Raw genomic sequence first — 15,676 nt, 5'->3', positions numbered from 1 at the left:
GGCATCTGGTCGCGTTGCTGACCACCTTCCTGCTGGTCGGGCTGGTCCTCACCGGCGGATCCGCCGCCCCTACCGCCCACGCGTCGAACGACGGGGCAGCGGCGAGCAGCAGCGGCCGATGGCTGGCCGACCAACTCGACGACGACGGCACCCTCCGCAACCCGCTGGGCGGCACGCTGCCCGACTACGGGCTGATGATCGACACCCTGTTCGCGCTGCACGCCTCGGGGGACGGCGCGTTGGCCGACCCGATCGTCGACCATCTGGACGACCAGCGGCACGCCAGCGACTACTTCACCTGGGACGGCCTGGTGCCCGGCCAGGGCTACGACGCCATCATCGTCGGCGGCGCCGCGGCCAAGGTCCTGGTGGCGGCCGAGGTCGCCGACCGCGACCCGCGCGACTTCGGCGGCTACGACATGGTCGCCGAGACCCGCGACGCGATCATGCGCTCGGGCCCGGACAAGGGCCGGATCAGCGACTACTCCAAGAACCCGGACTTCGCCGGCTTCGTCAGCAACAACGCCAACATGTTCGGCCAGTCGCTGGCCGTCATCGGCCTCGCCGGCGTCGGCGAGAACGACCAGCTGGCCATCGACCGGCTGCTCAGCCAGCAGTGCTCCGAGGGCTACTTCCGCGTCTTCTTCGGCTACATCCCCACCGACGAGACCGGCGACCACGTCAACGAACGCGGGCAGAAGCTCTCCACCTGCGACGAGGGCAGGGAGTTCGGCCAGTCCGCGCCGGACGGCGACACGACGGGCCTCGCCCTCTCCGCGATGCTGGCCGCCCGCGCCGCCGGCGCCGCCGGGCTCGACGAGCCCATCGGCCGCACCGTGGAGTGGCTGCGCACCAACCAGGCGGACAACGGCGGTTGGGGTGGCGGCGTCAGCACCGAGGCGCCCAACACCAACAGCACGGGCCTCATCGTCCAGGCACTCGCCGACGCCGGCGGCGCCGGCGGATCGGTGACCCGAGGACGGGACTACCTGCGCGCGGCACAGGTCAACGCCGACTCCGACGCGGACAACGCGCTCGCCGACCAGATCGGCGCCATCGCCTACACCCCCGAGGACTACCAGGCGGCCCGCACCGGCGGCATGGTCGGCACCGACACCTGGATCCGGGCCACCGCGCAGGCGTCCCTCGGCCTCGCCGGGACCGGCTTCCACGAGCTGACCCGGGGCCTGACCCCACCCCCGAACCCCGGCCCAGGCGACGGCGAGGACCCGCCGCCGTCACCCCCGCCGTCCGGCGAGACCCCGCGCGACCCCGCCGACGACCCCGGCGACTCCCGTGGCGGCGACGGCACTTCGGACGGCGGCGAACGCGGCGCCGGCCGCACGGACGAGCCTGGCGGCTGGCCGGACGGCGACCGTCCCCCTCCCCCGCCCCCCGGTACGGACGGCGGCGAGGTCGTGGTCCCCGAGGAGAACGCGGCCGAACCAGGCTCCGACACCCCGGCCGGCCGCCTCGGCGCCTACCTGGCGGGGCAGCTGTCCAACGGCGACCACGTCGAGATCGTCCAGGACGGCGAGACCTACGTCGACTACGACGCCACCGCTGACCTGGTGCTGGCGCTGCGCACCCTCGACGAACAGCCCGAAGCGGTCGCCCGCGCCACGGAGTTCCTGCTGACCCCGGAGGCGATCGCGGCCTACGCCCACGGCGCCCCCTACGAGGAGTCCGACGCCGCCTACGCCGAACCCCTCGCCAAACTCCGCCTCATCGCCGGCTTCCTGAACCGAAGCGCCAACGGCGACGCCGAGGACGCCTCCGGCGGTGGTAGCAGCGACGACGCCTCCGGCGGCGACGGCCCGGCCAGCGACAACGGCGACGCCGAGGGATCCGGCACCGCTGGGAACGGCGATGCCGACGGCGGCAGCAACGGCGAAGCCGGCGACAACGGCGACCCGGAGGGCTCGGGCTCCGCCGACGGCGACACAGCCGACACGTCCGGCCCCGCCGGCAACGGCGGCGGCAGCGACGGGGCGACCGGTCACGCCGAAGGCTCCGGCTCCGCCGGGAACGCGGCGGATACCGCCTCCCGCGGCGACGGCCCGGCCAGCGCCCACGGTGACGCCGAGGGATCCGGCACCGCCGGGAACGGCGATACCGACGGCGGCAGCAACGCTGCGAGCGGTCACACCAACGGGTCCAGCACTGGCAGCAACGGCGAAGCCGGCGACAGCGGCGACCCGGAGGGCTCCGGCTCCGCCGATGGCGACACAGCCGACACGTCCGGCCCCGCCGGCGGCGACAGCGACAGCGACGGGGCGACCGGTGACGCCGAGGGGTCCGGCTCCGCCGGGAACGTGGCGGACGCCGGCAGTGGCGGCGGAGCGCCGTCCGCGCAGGACACCGCGCAGGACACCGCGCAGGAACTCAGCGACCAGTTGGCCGCGTTGCGGACGGAGGACGGGCGGTTCGTCGACGTCGGAACCTATGCCGACCCCTCCGACGGGACCCGCCGGCACGCCTGGGCCACGCTCGCGACCACCGCCGACGGCGGCTCCGCGAACGCGGCGCCGCTCGCCGTGCTGGTCGAGGCGCAGCGCGGCGACGGGACCTTCCCCGAAACCCTGACCGCCGACGCCGACGCCGACGAAGGCGAAGGCGAGGGCGAGGGCGACCCGTTCGCCACCGCCCTGGCGGTCGAGGCCCTGGCCGGCCACGCGCCGGACGGCGGGGGCGAGGTCACGCCCGAGCGCGGCGAGGCCCTCGCCGCGGCCGTCGCGGCGTTGAACGCCGCGCCCGGCGCCGACGGCCTGGTCGTGGGCGACGACGGCGAGGCCGACATCGTGCTGAGCGCCGCCCTCGCCGGCGCTCGGCAGGCGGCCGGGATCGATGTCTCGGACACCGCGCGCTCGTTGGGCGGCCTGCTCGGCGAGGACGGCGGCATCGCGCCGGAGCCCGGCGCGGAGAGCGAGCTGCCGACCAGCATCGCCGTGGCCCCTGGCGTGGCCGGCGCCTCCTGGACCAGCGCCCCCGACTCCCCCGTGACAACGGGCGGTTCCGCCGCCGTGGACGCGGCCGACCGGTCGGGCGACGGCCGGCCCGGCGCGGGGGCGGCCGACGACGGCCTGTCGGCCTGGACGATCTCCGGTCTTGTGGCCGGCGGGTTCGCCGTCGCCGTGGCGCTGCTCTTCGCGGTGCGTCATCTCATCAACCGGATCAAGACACGCAAGGCGGTGGCAGCGTGACGTCCCTCCCGAACGTGAAGGCCCTTCCGAACGTGCCCTGGGCGAGGCTGCTGGGGCTGATGGCGGTGGCCGTGCTGTTCGCGGCGCTGCTGGGGCCCGCGCCGGCGGCGCGGGCCATCGACCACAGCAAGGGGCAGCCGGGGTTCTGCGAGAACGGCACCGGCGTGACGGTGGTGATCGACTTCCAGGAGCTGGGCGGGACCACCATCGTGCGCTGCTATCCCTCGGGTACCCGGGGCACCGGGCTTGACGCGCTGAAGGGCGCGGGGTTCCAGATCGCCGGGGTGCAGCGGTGGGGTGAGTCGTTCGTCTGCCGCATCGAGAACCGGCCCTCGGCGGTCGAGGAGATCCCGATCGAGGACAACGAGGGCTATCGGGAGGCGTGCGTCGACACGCCGCCGGCCTCCGCCTACTGGTCGTACTGGCACGCGGGCAACAACTGCGCCTGGCAGTACAGCCAGTGGGGTGTGAAGAACCGGGACTTCGTCCCCGGTGGCTTCGAGGGCTGGTCGTTCTCGTTGAACGCGACCGCCGACTCCAATCCGACGCCCAGGATCGCGCCGGTCCGGCCGGGCACCGAGGGCGGCGAGTGCGACGCGCCCGACGAGCCGGGACCGATCACCAACGACCCCGACGAGCGCCAGCCCGGCTCCCAGGCCCCGGGCGTGGGCCAGGGCCCGGACGGCACCGACGGCGGCACGTCGGGCGGCGACGGAGACAACGGCGGCAACGGCGGTGGCACCCCCGGGAACGGGAACGAGACCGGGAACGGCGGTGGAGACGGCGGCGAGGCCGGGGATCAGGACGAGTCGGCGGACGAGGAGGGCGCGGACGGCGAGGACGGCGCGCTGCCGCCGCCCGTGCCCCGGCCGAGCGCTGATCCGTCCACGCCGCCCGATCCCGAGCAGAACGTGACGTTCACCGGCGGCGAGGAGGCGTCGGATGTCAACGACGTCATCAGGGAGCAGTCCGGGGCGAGTTCGGCCGCGCCCTGGGTGGCCGGGGGGGCGCTGCTGCTGCTTGTCGCGGCGAGCTGGCTGACCGCCCGACGCCGTAGGCGAGTGCGCGAAGCATGATCCGCCGGGCGGCGTTCACCACGTACTTCCTGCCCCGGGACCTGCATCCGGCCGCCTGGTGGGTGTGGGCGTTGGGGCTCGCGGTGGCCGCGAGCCGGACGACCAATCCGTGGCTGCTGCTGACGGTGGTGGCCATCGCCTGCCATGTGGTGGTGTCCCGCAGGTCGGACGCGCCCTGGGCGATGGCGTTCCGGATGTATCTGTGGCTCGGTCTGGCGATCGTGCTGATCCGGGTGTTCTTTCGGCTGGTGTTCGGCGGTGCCGAGGGGTCGACGATCGTGCTGCGGCTGCCGGAGATCCCGCTGCCGGCCTGGGCGGCGGGGATCCGGCTCTTCGGCGACGTGTCGGCCGAGTCGCTGCTGGGTGGGTTCTATGACGGGCTGCGGCTGGCGACGATGGTGATCTGTCTGGGCGCGGCCAACGCGTTGGCCAACCCGAAGCGGCTGCTGAAGGCGATGCCGCCGGCGCTGTACGAGGTGGGGACGGCCGTGGTGATCGCCCTCTCCGTGTTTCCGCAGCTGGCGGAGAGCGTGCAACGGGTGCGGCGGGCGCGGAGGTTGCGCGGGGGCGGCGGCGAGCGCCGGATGAACGGGCTGCGGGCGATCGTCATCCCCGTGCTGGCCGACGCGTTGGACCGTTCGCTGCGGCTGGCGGCGTCGATGGACTCCCGTGGCTACGGTCGCGCGGGGAAGGTCGCGACGCGGGCGCGGCTGCTGACCGGGTTGTTGATGATCGTCGGCCTGTTGGGCGTCTGTGTGGGGGTCTACGCCACGTTGGACGGGACCACGCCACGCTTCCTGGCGACGCCGGTGCTGGTGCCGAGCCTGCTGGTGGCGCTGGTCGGCTTCAGGTTGGCGGGGGCGCGGGTGCCGCGCACCAGGTATCGGCCGGACCGGTGGCGGCTGCCCGAGCTGGTGGTGGCGGCGAGCGGGGTCGCGGTGGCGGTGATGCTGTTCGCCACGTCGAGCGTCGATCCGACGAACCTCAACCCGTCGCTGATCAACCTGGACTGGCCGATGCTGTCCTGGCCGCCGCTGGTCGGGGTGCTGCTGGGGGTGCTGCCTGCCTTCCTCTCCCCGCCCCCCGAATCCCCCCATGTCGCTTCGGCCGCCCCGGCGGCGGAGCCGACCGAGCAGACCGAGGAGGTGCGCTGAGGTGATCGAGTGGCGCGGGGTTTCGTTCTGGTACCACGGACAGCCGGAGCCGGTGTTGGCGGATATCGATCTGTCCGTCGGCGAGGGCGAGTTGGTGTTGCTGGCCGGGCGCACGGGCGCCGGCAAGTCGACGCTGCTGGGGACGGTCAACGGGCTGGTGCCGCATTTCACCGGCGGGCATCTGGAGGGCTCGGTCTCGGTGGCCGGGGTGTCGACCCGGGAGCGTCCGCCGCGTGAGTTCGCCCATCTGGTGGGCGTGGTCGGCCAGGACCCGCTGGCCGGTTTTGTGACGGACACGGTGGAGGACGAGTTCGCCTACGGCATGGAGCAGCTGGGCCTGGCGCCGCAGGTGATGCGGCGCCGGGTGGAGGAGACGCTCGATCTGCTGGGCATCGCGGAGCTGCGGCGCCGCGCGCTGCGCACCCTGTCGGGCGGGCAGCAGCAACGGGTGGCGATCGGCTCCGTGTTGACGACGCACCCGAAGGTTCTGGTGTTGGACGAGCCGACGTCGGCGCTCGACCCGACGGCCGCCGAGGACGTGCTGGCCACGCTGGCCCGGCTGGTGCAGGATCTGGGCACCACGGTCCTGATGGCGGAGCACCGGATGGAGCGGGTGATCCCGTTCGCCGACCGGATGCTCTACGCGCCCGGGGACGGCGGGGTGCGGGACGGGACGCCGGCCGAGGTGCTGCGGGACACCTCGATCGCGCCGCCGATCGTCCGGCTTGGCCGGTTCGCCGGCTGGCAGCCGCTGCCGCTTTCGGTGCGGGACGCGCGCCGCGCCGCCGTGTCGCTGCGGGAGCGCCTCGCGTCCTGCCCACCGCCGGCGCGGTCGACGCCGGCCGGCGATGAGGAGCCGCTGCTGAGCGCGGACGGGGTGGTGGTGCGCTACGGGCCCACGGTCGCGGTGCGGGGCCTGGATCTGGACCTGCACGGCGGGAAGGTGATCGCGATGATGGGCCGCAACGGTTCGGGCAAGTCGTCACTGCTGTGGGCGCTCCAGGGCTCGGGCCCACGCCAGGGCGGCGGGGTGCGGGCCGGCGGGGTCGACCCGAAGGAGCTGTCCGGCGCCAAGGCGCGGAAGGTCGTCGGTCTGGTGCCGCAGACCGCGAGCGATCTGCTCTATCTGGAGACGGTCGCCGAGGAGTGCGCCGCGGCCGACGTCGAGTCGGACGCCGAACCCGGTTTCTGTCGCGCCCTGTTGGAGCGGTTGGCGCCCGGTATCGACCCGGCGGCGCACCCGCGTGACCTGTCCGAGGGGCAGCGTCTCTCCCTGGTGCTCGCGGTCCAGCTGTCCGCCGTGCCGCGGATCATGCTGCTGGACGAGCCGACGCGCGGCCTGGACTACACGGCCAAGGCGGCGTTGGGCGTGATGGTCAGGGAGCTGGCGCGCGAGGGCCGGGCGGTGGTGGTGGCCACCCACGACGTGGAGTTCGTGGCGACGGTGGCGGACCGGGTGATCGTGATGGCCGAGGGGGAGATCGTCTCGGACGGCCCGACCGTGGAGGTCCTGGGCGGCTCGCCCGCCTTCGCCCCGCAGGTGGCGAAGATCCTCGGCGAGGACTGGCTGACCGTCGACGAGGTGGCGGCCACTCTGCCAGGAGGGGTGCGATGAGGCGCCGAACCCGCCGGTGGGGCCGGCCCGACCAGGCGATCCGGGTGGGCCCGCGTTCGGCCGTGGTGCTGACGTTGGCCTCGTTGGCCGGGCTGATGATGTTCGTCTGGCCGCTGCTGGTGCGGGTGGAGCCGCAGAGCATGCAGCACGGCCCGGACGCGCCGTTCGTGTTCATGGGCATCCTGCCGATCCTGATCGTCATCGTGCTCGCCGAACTCTCCGAGGGCGGCATGGACTCCAAGGCGCTGGCGATGCTCGGCGTGCTGTCGGCGATCAACGCGGCGCTGCGCCCGCTGGGCGCGGGGACGGCCGGCATCGAGACGGTGTTCTTCATGCTGGTGCTGGCCGGCCGGGTCTTCGGCGCCGGGTTCGGCTTCGTGCTGGGCTGTACGTCGCTGTTCGCCTCGGCGCTGCTGACGGCGGGCGTCGGCCCCTGGCTGCCGTTCCAGATGCTGTGTTCGGCGTGGATCGGGATGGGCGCCGGGCTGCTGCCGCGCCGGGTGACGGGGCGGGCGGAGATCGCCATGCTGGTGGGCTACGGGATCGTGGTGGCGTACCTTTTCGGCTTTCTGATGAACCTGTGGTTCTGGCCGTTCATCACCGGCGCCGAGGTGCCCTACCACGACGGGCATATCTCGTATGTGCCGGGTGACTCGATCGGGGAGAACCTGCACCGGTTCGCGGTGTTCACGCTGTTGACGTCGACGGCGGGTTGGGACACCGGGCGGGCCATCACCAACACGGTGGCGATCCTGGTGCTCGGCCCGGCGATCCTGGCCACGTTGCGGCGCGCCTCGCGGAAGGCCTCCTACGGCACCGCGCCGACGTTCGAGGCGCCGGCCGACCTCGGCGCGACGCTGGGCACCGAGGCGCGCCCCGGCCGGCGGCGGGTGCGGGCCCGCCGCTGAGCCGATGGCGCGGGTCGTCCTGGCGGCCGGCCGGCGGACGCGAGGTCCACGCCTCCGGGATAGAGTCGGCCTTCGACAGCCACACCCAGCTCCGAAGAGGGTGTGTCGCGGTGGTGGACGTCGGCGCCTCGGGCCCAGGGCCCGGAGCCGACGCTCCGGGCCCCGGGGTAGGCCGAAGGACTCGCAGCCCATCGCCGACCACGCGGCGGCGGTGGCGCTGGAGAGGTCCGTCAGTGGCGCTGAGGCGAGTGCCCGTTCCCGTGGCGCGAGGTGCCGCCCGGGACCCCGAGCGGGGTGATCCAGCGGGGCCGGTGTCGCGCGCTGTTGACAGAGGGCCGGTTGGAGCCGCTGGCCCGCGTCACGTACGCCTGAGGAAGGACTGCAGATGAAGGCGCGGATCACACCCGCCGTCGGCGCACCGCACGCCCGGGTGCTCGGCGTGGGCGGCTACCGCCCACGCCGCGTGGTGACCAACGAGGAGGTGTGCGAGCGGATCGACTCCTCCGACGAGTGGATCAGGACCCGCACCGGCATCGTCACCCGGGGGTGGGCGGAGCCCGACGAGACGCTCACCGAGATGGCGGTGGCCGCGTCGGGCAAGGCCCTGGCGGCGGCCGGCATCACGGCGGACGCCCTGGGCGGCCTCATCGTGGCCACCTTCACGCACCTCTGGCAGACCCCGGCGGTGGCCACCGGCATCGCGCACCGGCTCGGCGCCGACCGGGCCGCCGCCTTCGACGTCTCCGCCGGCTGCGCCGGGTTCGTGCACGCCCTGGCCCTGGCCTCGCACACCGTGCGGGCCGAGGGCGGGCATGTGCTGGTCGTCGGCACCGAGCGGATGACGGACCTGCTGGACCTTGAGGACCGCGCCACGGCCATCATCTTCGGCGACGGCGCCGGCGCGATGGTGGTGGGCCCGTCCGAGACGCCGGCCATCGGCCCGGTGATCTGGGGCGCCGACGGCTCCCAGCAGGACGCGGTCACCCAGACCGTGCCGTGGGACGCGCTGCGCGACGACCGCGAGTCGCGCTGGCCGGCGCTGACGCAGAAGGGCCAGCAGGTGTTCCGCTGGGCGGTGTACGAGGTCGCCGAGGTGGCCAGGCGGGCGGTGGCGGCGGCCGGACTCACCATGGCGGACATCGATGTGTTCGTCCCGCACCAGGCCAACGTGCGCATCATCGACGCGATGGTGCGCGGCCTGGACCTGCCGGAGTCGACGGTGGTCGCGCGGGACGTGACCAGCTCGGGGAACACGTCGGGGGCGTCCATCCCGCTGGCCGTGGACGCGTTGCTGGCCAGCAACGACGTGGGCCCGGGGGATCTGGCGCTGCTGATCGGCTTCGGCGCCGGTCTCTCGTTCGCCGCCACCGTGGTCGCCATGCCCTGAGGGCGACGGCGGACGCGTCAGGGCCCCGTCCCGCGCCGTCAGGGCGCGCGGCGGGGCCTCGTCATGCCCGGGGCGGATGCCGCTGAGACCGCGTCCATGTCATTGCCCTTCGACCGGATCTGACAGCAAGCTGCGCCGAAGCGCGACAGGTTCCTGACGCCATCGCCCCTGCCCAGGCCCGGTCGACGCGAGTAGCGTCGGGGTGCCCCCACAAGGAGAACGTCGCAGATCCAGGTGGCCCCCGCATGACGACACCGCTCGCGCCCCACTCCCCCGCTCTCCCCACCACCCGACGCACCCGCACCACCCGCACCGCTCACAGAACCCGTCCCAGCGTAACCACCGTGCGCGCCGGGTGCGGGAGGTGAGGCCCGTGCGGTTCCAACTCCTCGGACCGCTCAGCATCACCGACGGCCAGGACACCGTCGTGCTCCAACCGTCGAAGCCCGCCAACCTGTTGGCGGCGCTGCTGCTCAACTCCAACGCGATCGTCTCCGTCGACTACCTGCAACGGATGGTCTGGGGCGACGAGCAGCCGGCCACCGCCAGGGCGGCGCTCCAGACGTGTGTGCTGCGGCTGCGCCGGCTGTTCGTCAAGCACGGCGTGGTGGACACGCCCATCGAGGCGGTGCCCGGCGGCTACCGGATCACGGCTGACGCCCGCTCCCTCGACCTGGTCGAGTTCCGGGACCGGGTGCGGCGGGCCGAGCACGCGGAGGAGGGCCCCGAGGCGGCGCTCGCCGCGATGCGGGAGGCGCTGGGTCTGTGGCAGACCGGCGTGCTGGCGAACGTCCGCTCCGAGGTGCTGCACCGGGACGAGGTGCCGCGCCTGGTGGAGGAGCGGCTGCGCGCGGTGGAGCGGATGTGCGATCTGTGGCTCTCGCTCGGGCAGTGCGGGCAGGCCCTGGTGGAGCTGTGGACGGTGACCCGCGCGCATCCCGATCACGGCAGGTTCCGGGAGCAGTTGATCGAGGCGCTCTACCGCACCGGCCGGCAGACGGAGGCGCTCGCCGAGTACCGGCGGTTCAAGGACTACCTGTTGGAGGGGCTCGGCGTCGACCCGTCGCAGACGCTGCGCCAGTTGGAGCTGTCGATTCTGCGCGGCGAGGATCTGGGCCCGGTCGCCGAGGCGCCGGTCCGCCTGGCGCTGCCGCCCGCCCCCGTCGAGCCCACCGAGCCGGGGCCGGCGCTGCCCGCCGTGCCGTGGTTCAGCGGCAGGGACGCCGAACTGGCGGCGCTGACACGGCGGTTGGACGAGGCACCGGACGCCTCGGGCGCGCCGGCCGCCGAACTGCTCTGTGGCGCCCCCGGGATCGGCAAGACCGCGCTGGCCCGGCAGGCCGCCCATCTGACGCGGGACCGTTTCCCCGGCGGGCAACTGCTGGTGCGGATGGCCGAACCGGACGGCGGGCCACGCCCGGTGGCCGAGGTGCGCGCCGAACTGGCCGCCGCGCTCGACGACGCGGACCGCAGGGGCCGCGCCCTGCTGCTGCTGGACGACGTGGTGGACGCGGGGCAGGCCCGCACGGTGCTCTCCGAGCTCGCCGGGCACACGGTGGTGATCACCAGCCGCCTCGGGCTGGCCGGTCTGGTCGCCACCCACGGCGTGCGGGTGCACCGGTTGGCCGCGCTGGCGGCCCGCGAGTCGCACGCGCTGCTGGTGTCCGTGCTGGGCGCCGAGCGGGTGGCCGGGGAGCCGGACGCGGCCAGGGAGTTGGCCACGGCCTGTGGCCACCACCCGCTGGCGCTGGTGATCGCCGCCGCCCGGCTCCAGACCCGGCCGGCGCTGGCCCTGGCCGACTGCGTCAGCTGGCTGGCCGAGGACCCGCTGGCCCGGCTGACGCTGACCGGCGACCCCCGGATGTCCGTGGCCCGTCTGCTGGACGGCGCCGTCGACCGGCTCGGGCCCGAACTCGTCGACGTCTACGCGGCGTTGGGCGAGCTCGACGCCGCCGCCTTCGAAGCGGCCGACTGCGCCCCGATGCTGGGCCGCTCGCCGGCGGAGAGCGACGACGTGTTGGAACAGCTCGCCGACACCGGCCTGTTGGAGGACGGTCCGCCGGGCCCCTACCACATGCACCCGCTGCTGCGGCTGCACGCGCGCCGCACCGCCCGCTGGGCCCATGGCCCGATCAGAACCAGACAGCCCGTCCAACCAAGACAGAAGGTGTGAGAGGAATGGCAACAGCGTTCGACGGCCTCGCCGGGATCCGGCCACGGCTCCGCCGGGATGTGCTGTTCACCCAGACCCCGGGTGGCGTGCTCTTCCACAACGCCGACGGCGGGTTCCACCTCATGGGCCGCACCGCCTACCGGTTCGCCTCGCTGATCGTGCCGCACCTGGACGGCGGCCGGCCGCTGGCGGAGATCTGCGCGGGGCTGGGCGAACAACAGCGCGCGATGGTGGCCGAGTTGGTCAACTCGCTGCTGGAGCGGGACTTCGCCCGCGATGTCAGGCCAGCCACCGGGCCGGGCCCCGAAGGCGATGTGGCGGAGCGGTTCGCCGCCCAGATCGCCTATGTGGACCACTACCGGGACGACGCCGGGGCCAGGTTCACCCGCTTCCGCGACACCAGGGTCGCGGTGCTGGGCGAGGGCGAGACCGCCGCCTGGTGTGCGCTGAGCCTGGTGCGCAACGGCTGCGCCGAGATCGCCGTCGAATCGCCCGCCCCGCGCGCCGAGGAGGAGGCGCGGGAGCTGGCCGATGCGGGCTGCCCCGTGGCCGTCACCCCGCTGGCCCCCGGCGCCGGACTCGCCGGCTATGACGTGCTGGTGGTCACCGGCGCGGACGCCGCCGCCCGCACCCACCGGCTGCTGGGCCAGGGGCTCGCCGAGAACCAACTCCTCATCCCGGCTTGGACGTTCGGCAACCGGGTGGTGGTCGGGCCGCGCTCGGGTCCGGCCTCGACCAGCTGCCTCGGCTGCGCGCTGCTGCGCCTGGGGGACACCACGGACCTGGCCGCCGCCACCCGGATCTGGAGCGAGCTGGCCGGCGGCGCGGTGGCCGCGCCGGCCGCGCCCGGCGGGCCGCTGGCGGGCCCCGTGGCCGCGATGGTCGGCAACCTGCTGGGCTACGAGATCTTCCGCACCACGACGGGCGCGCTGCCCGCCGAGACCGACGGCGCCGTGCTGATCCAGGATCTGGACTCGCTGGACGTCATCGCCGAACCGCTGCGCCCCCACCCGCGCTGCCCGCGCTGCGCCGATGCCGCCGAACCGGGCGAGCTGGGCGAGGAGTTGACGGTGGCGCGGACGGTGACGGTGGAGTCGGCGCGGGACGCGGAGGAGCTGGTCGCCGGCCTCAACCGGCTCAGCGACGCGGTGGTCCGCCCCCATGCCGGCGTCTTCACCCGCTACGACGACGAGACGCTCACCCAGACCCCGTTGAAGGTGACCCGTGTCGAGGTGCCGCTGGGCGCGCACGGCACCCGGTTGATCGCCGCCTTCGACGTGCACCATCTGGCCGGCGCCCGTCAGCGCGCGCTCCGGGCGGCGGCCGGCGTCTACGAGGAGCACGCGGTGCCGGCCACGGTGGCCACCGAACTCCCCGCCGGCATCGTGCGGTTGACGCCCGATCAGCTGATCGCCGACGGCGGCCTCGGCGCGGCGGTGGACTCCTGGACGCTGGTCACCTCCCTGCTGACCAAGGAGCAGCTGGCCGTCCCCACGGCGGCGGTGCGTCCGCTGGGCCCACCCAACCGCGACCGGCTGGTCCTGCCGGGCTCCTGGGGCAGCGGCGCGGGCGAGACGTCCGGCGAGGCCGCCGGGCACGCGCTGCTCTCCGCGCTGGCCCACGAGGCGCTGCTGCGCGCGGTGCGCGGCGCGGCCCCGGCCAGGGCGCTGCCGGTCGACGACCGGGACGCCGGGCCCGAGTTGGTCTTCCTCGGCCGATCCGCCGGCACCCTGTCGCTGGCCGTCGAACTGCTGGACCTGAGCGACAGCGCTCCCGCGCCCGTGGTGCTGGCCAGGGAGCGCGGCGGCGCCGGCCGGTGGGCCGTGAGTTCCGCGCTGACCCGCGAGGACGCCTCGGTGGCGGCGCTGCGCGACCTGCTCGGGCAGGCCCAACTGGCCGCCGAGACCGGCGAGGATCCGGACACCGGCGACTCGCTGCTCGGCGATCTGGCCCCCGCCACGATTCCCGTCACCGGGCCGGCCGAGGCGGTGTCACCCGTCGACTTCCCCACCCTGCTGGAGCGGCTCCGCACCGCCGGCCAGGACGTACTGCACCGCGACACCACCCCGGCCGACCTGCGCTCCGCCGGCCTCCACACGGCCCGCGTCGTCCTCACCAAGGCGGCCGGCCATGCCCCCAACTGACCTCCTGCGGGCGGCCTGCGCCGACCTGGCGACCCTGGTCACCAGGGAGCTCCAGGCCCTCGGCACCCCCACCCCCGTCGACCTCGCCCCCCTCGCCCTCCACGACGCCTTCGCCTCCGGCGGCCCAGCACCCACCCCCGGCCCGACGCCCGCCGGCACGACACCCGCCACCGGCCCGGCGGGCGGTGGTGGCGAGGCCCGGGACGGGCAGTCGCGTGGGGTTCCCGTCAGGGTGTACGGGCACCATGCCGTGGTGGGGCCGTTGCCGTCCGGGGACGGCGACGGGCCGTGTCCACGGTGCCTGGAGCGGCGTTGGCAGGCCGCCAGGTCCCAGGCGTTGCGGGAGGCGATCGAGCTCGGTTCCGGCACCACGGCGGTGGGCACGCCGCCGCATGGGACACCGTTCGCCGCCAGCGCCATCGCCGGGGTTCTCGCCGCGTGGCTGCGGTCGCCGACCGCCCCCGGGGGCGAGGTGCGGCTGGTGGATCTGGCGACGCTGACCGTGCGCCGCTATCCGCTGCTGCCCGACCCCGAGTGTCCCTGCCGGAGCCCCACCGAGGCCGCCCCGTTGGAGTTGGCGCCCTCGCCCGTGCACCGACCGGGCTCGTTCCGCGTCCGGGGCCTGGACGACTACGCGCTGCCGACCGAGGCATACGCCAACCCGGTGTGCGGGGCGTTGGGCCCGACCGTGGTCTATGACGTCTCGTCCACCTCGACCTCGGCGACCATCGGCTGTTTCTCGCTGCGTTCGGGCGACTACCTGCGGGAGACGTTCTGGGGCGGGCACGCGGACACGTTCCGGGACAGCGTGCGGATCGGCATCCTGGAGGGCCTGGAGCGCTACGCCGGGATGCGGCCCCGCGCCCGGGGCGACGCCGTGCGCGCCAGCCTCGAACAGCTGCTGGCCGAGGGGCGCCCGGCGCTCGACCCACGTCGCTGCGGGCTCTACTCCGAGGAGTTCCACCGCCGCGAGCCGCATGTCACGCCGTTCGCCCCGGATCGGGAGATCCGCTGGGTGTGGGGCCAGTCGCTCACCGAGGACCGTCAGGTGCTGGTGCCGGAGGTGCTGACGTACTACCACACGCCAGGACTCGCCGAACGGTTCGTGCAGGAGAGCTCCAACGGCTGCGCCTCCGGCGGCTCCGCCGCCGAGGCGGTGTACTTCGGGCTGATGGAGGTCGTCGAGCGGGACGCGTTCCTGCTGGCGTGGTACGGGCGGCAGCCGCTCGTCGAGCTCGACCCGGCGTCCAGCCGCCGCGCGGCCACCCGCCAGATGGTCGACCGGCTGGCGATGTACGGCTACGAGGCGCGGTTCTTCGACGCCGGCGTGACGTTCCCGATCCCGGTGGTCGTCGGGGTGGCCGAGCGGTTCGACGGCGGCCGGGGCCGGATGTGCTTCGGCGCGGGCGCCGGGCTCGATCCGGAGGCGGCGCTCGCCTCCGCGCTGGACGAGATCGCCACGGACGCCGTCAACCTGGCCGGGCGCACCGAACGCGACGAGAGCCGACTGCGCGCGATGGCCGCCGACTTCGACCAGGTGTTGGCGCTGCACGACCACCCGTTGGTGTACGGGGTCCCGGAGATGGGCCGGCACGCCGAGTTCCTCACCGGCGCGCCAGGGGCGCCCCGGCCGCCCCGGCACGCGTTGGCCGAACACTTCGCGGGGGAACGGGCGTTGCCCGCCTCCGGCGATCTGCGCGACGACGTGCTGGCCTGTGTGGCGGCCGTCGAGAAGGCCGGCTTCGAGGTGATCGTGGTGGACCAGACGATGCCGGGCCAGCGCGCGTTGGGGCTCTGGACGGTGAGCGTGATCGTGCCGGGGCTGCTGCCCATCGACTTCGGCTTCTCCCGCCAGCGGGCCCTGACCCTGCCCCGGATGCGCACCGGGCTGCGCGAGGCGGGGCTGCGGGAGCGCGACCTCACCCCGGCCGACCTCAACCCCGCGCCCCACCCGTTCCCCTGACCCGCACGGATACCAGCTGACCCGCACCAACACCAGCCCGTCCGACCGGACCG

Annotated in this window: 9 protein-coding genes; all 9 read left to right on the top strand. The window is 74.4% G+C overall.

Annotated features, from left to right (window positions below; all coding sequences use genetic code 11):
• Nucleotides 1–14 precede the first annotated feature (14 nt).
• Nucleotides 15–3,203, top strand: coding sequence for an MSCRAMM family adhesin SdrC (locus tag K4G22_RS27240; RefSeq protein WP_228083105.1), 3,189 nt, complete (start codon nucleotides 15–17; stop codon nucleotides 3,201–3,203).
• The gene (locus K4G22_RS27235; RefSeq protein ID WP_228083104.1) at nucleotides 3,200–4,279 is read left to right on the top strand and encodes a hypothetical protein; all 1,080 of its coding nucleotides are present in this window, start codon (nucleotides 3,200–3,202) and stop codon (nucleotides 4,277–4,279) included. Before K4G22_RS27240 ends, K4G22_RS27235 begins: the two co-directional genes overlap by 4 nt.
• Nucleotides 4,276–5,433, top strand: coding sequence for an energy-coupling factor transporter transmembrane component T (locus K4G22_RS27230; protein WP_228083103.1), 1,158 nt, complete (start codon nucleotides 4,276–4,278; stop codon nucleotides 5,431–5,433). Before K4G22_RS27235 ends, K4G22_RS27230 begins: the two co-directional genes overlap by 4 nt.
• 1 nt (nucleotide 5,434) lies before the next feature.
• Entirely contained in the window at nucleotides 5,435–7,048 is a 1,614-nt protein-coding gene (locus tag K4G22_RS27225) for an ABC transporter ATP-binding protein (protein WP_228083102.1), read from the top strand.
• Nucleotides 7,045–7,956 carry an ECF transporter S component family protein gene (locus K4G22_RS27220; protein WP_228083101.1) on the top strand — a complete coding sequence of 304 codons (912 nt, stop codon included), beginning with the start codon at nucleotides 7,045–7,047 and terminating at the stop codon, nucleotides 7,954–7,956. The genes K4G22_RS27225 and K4G22_RS27220 overlap by 4 nt, the downstream gene beginning before the upstream one ends.
• A 385-nt stretch (nucleotides 7,957–8,341) precedes the next feature.
• Nucleotides 8,342–9,343, top strand: coding sequence for a beta-ketoacyl-ACP synthase 3 (locus tag K4G22_RS27215; protein WP_228083100.1), 1,002 nt, complete (start codon nucleotides 8,342–8,344; stop codon nucleotides 9,341–9,343).
• A gap of 373 nt (nucleotides 9,344–9,716) precedes the next feature.
• The gene (locus tag K4G22_RS27210; protein ID WP_228083099.1) at nucleotides 9,717–11,516 is read left to right on the top strand and encodes an AfsR/SARP family transcriptional regulator; all 1,800 of its coding nucleotides are present in this window, start codon (nucleotides 9,717–9,719) and stop codon (nucleotides 11,514–11,516) included.
• A gap of 5 nt (nucleotides 11,517–11,521) precedes the next feature.
• Nucleotides 11,522–13,660: a TOMM precursor leader peptide-binding protein gene (locus K4G22_RS27205; RefSeq protein WP_228083098.1), complete on the top strand. Its 2,139-nt coding sequence runs from the start codon at nucleotides 11,522–11,524 to the stop codon at nucleotides 13,658–13,660.
• Nucleotides 13,647–15,623 (top strand): TOMM precursor leader peptide-binding protein, encoded by a 1,977-nt coding sequence (locus K4G22_RS27200; protein WP_228083097.1) that lies wholly within the window; start codon nucleotides 13,647–13,649, stop codon nucleotides 15,621–15,623. The genes K4G22_RS27205 and K4G22_RS27200 overlap by 14 nt, the downstream gene beginning before the upstream one ends.
• Nucleotides 15,624–15,676 lie beyond the last annotated feature (53 nt).

This window comes from Streptomyces profundus (genome assembly GCF_020740535.1).
In the GTDB taxonomy this organism is placed as follows: domain Bacteria; phylum Actinomycetota; class Actinomycetes; order Streptomycetales; family Streptomycetaceae; genus Streptomyces; species Streptomyces profundus.
Note: the sequence above shows the minus strand (reverse complement) of the source record. Positions and strands in the feature narration are given on the sequence as shown.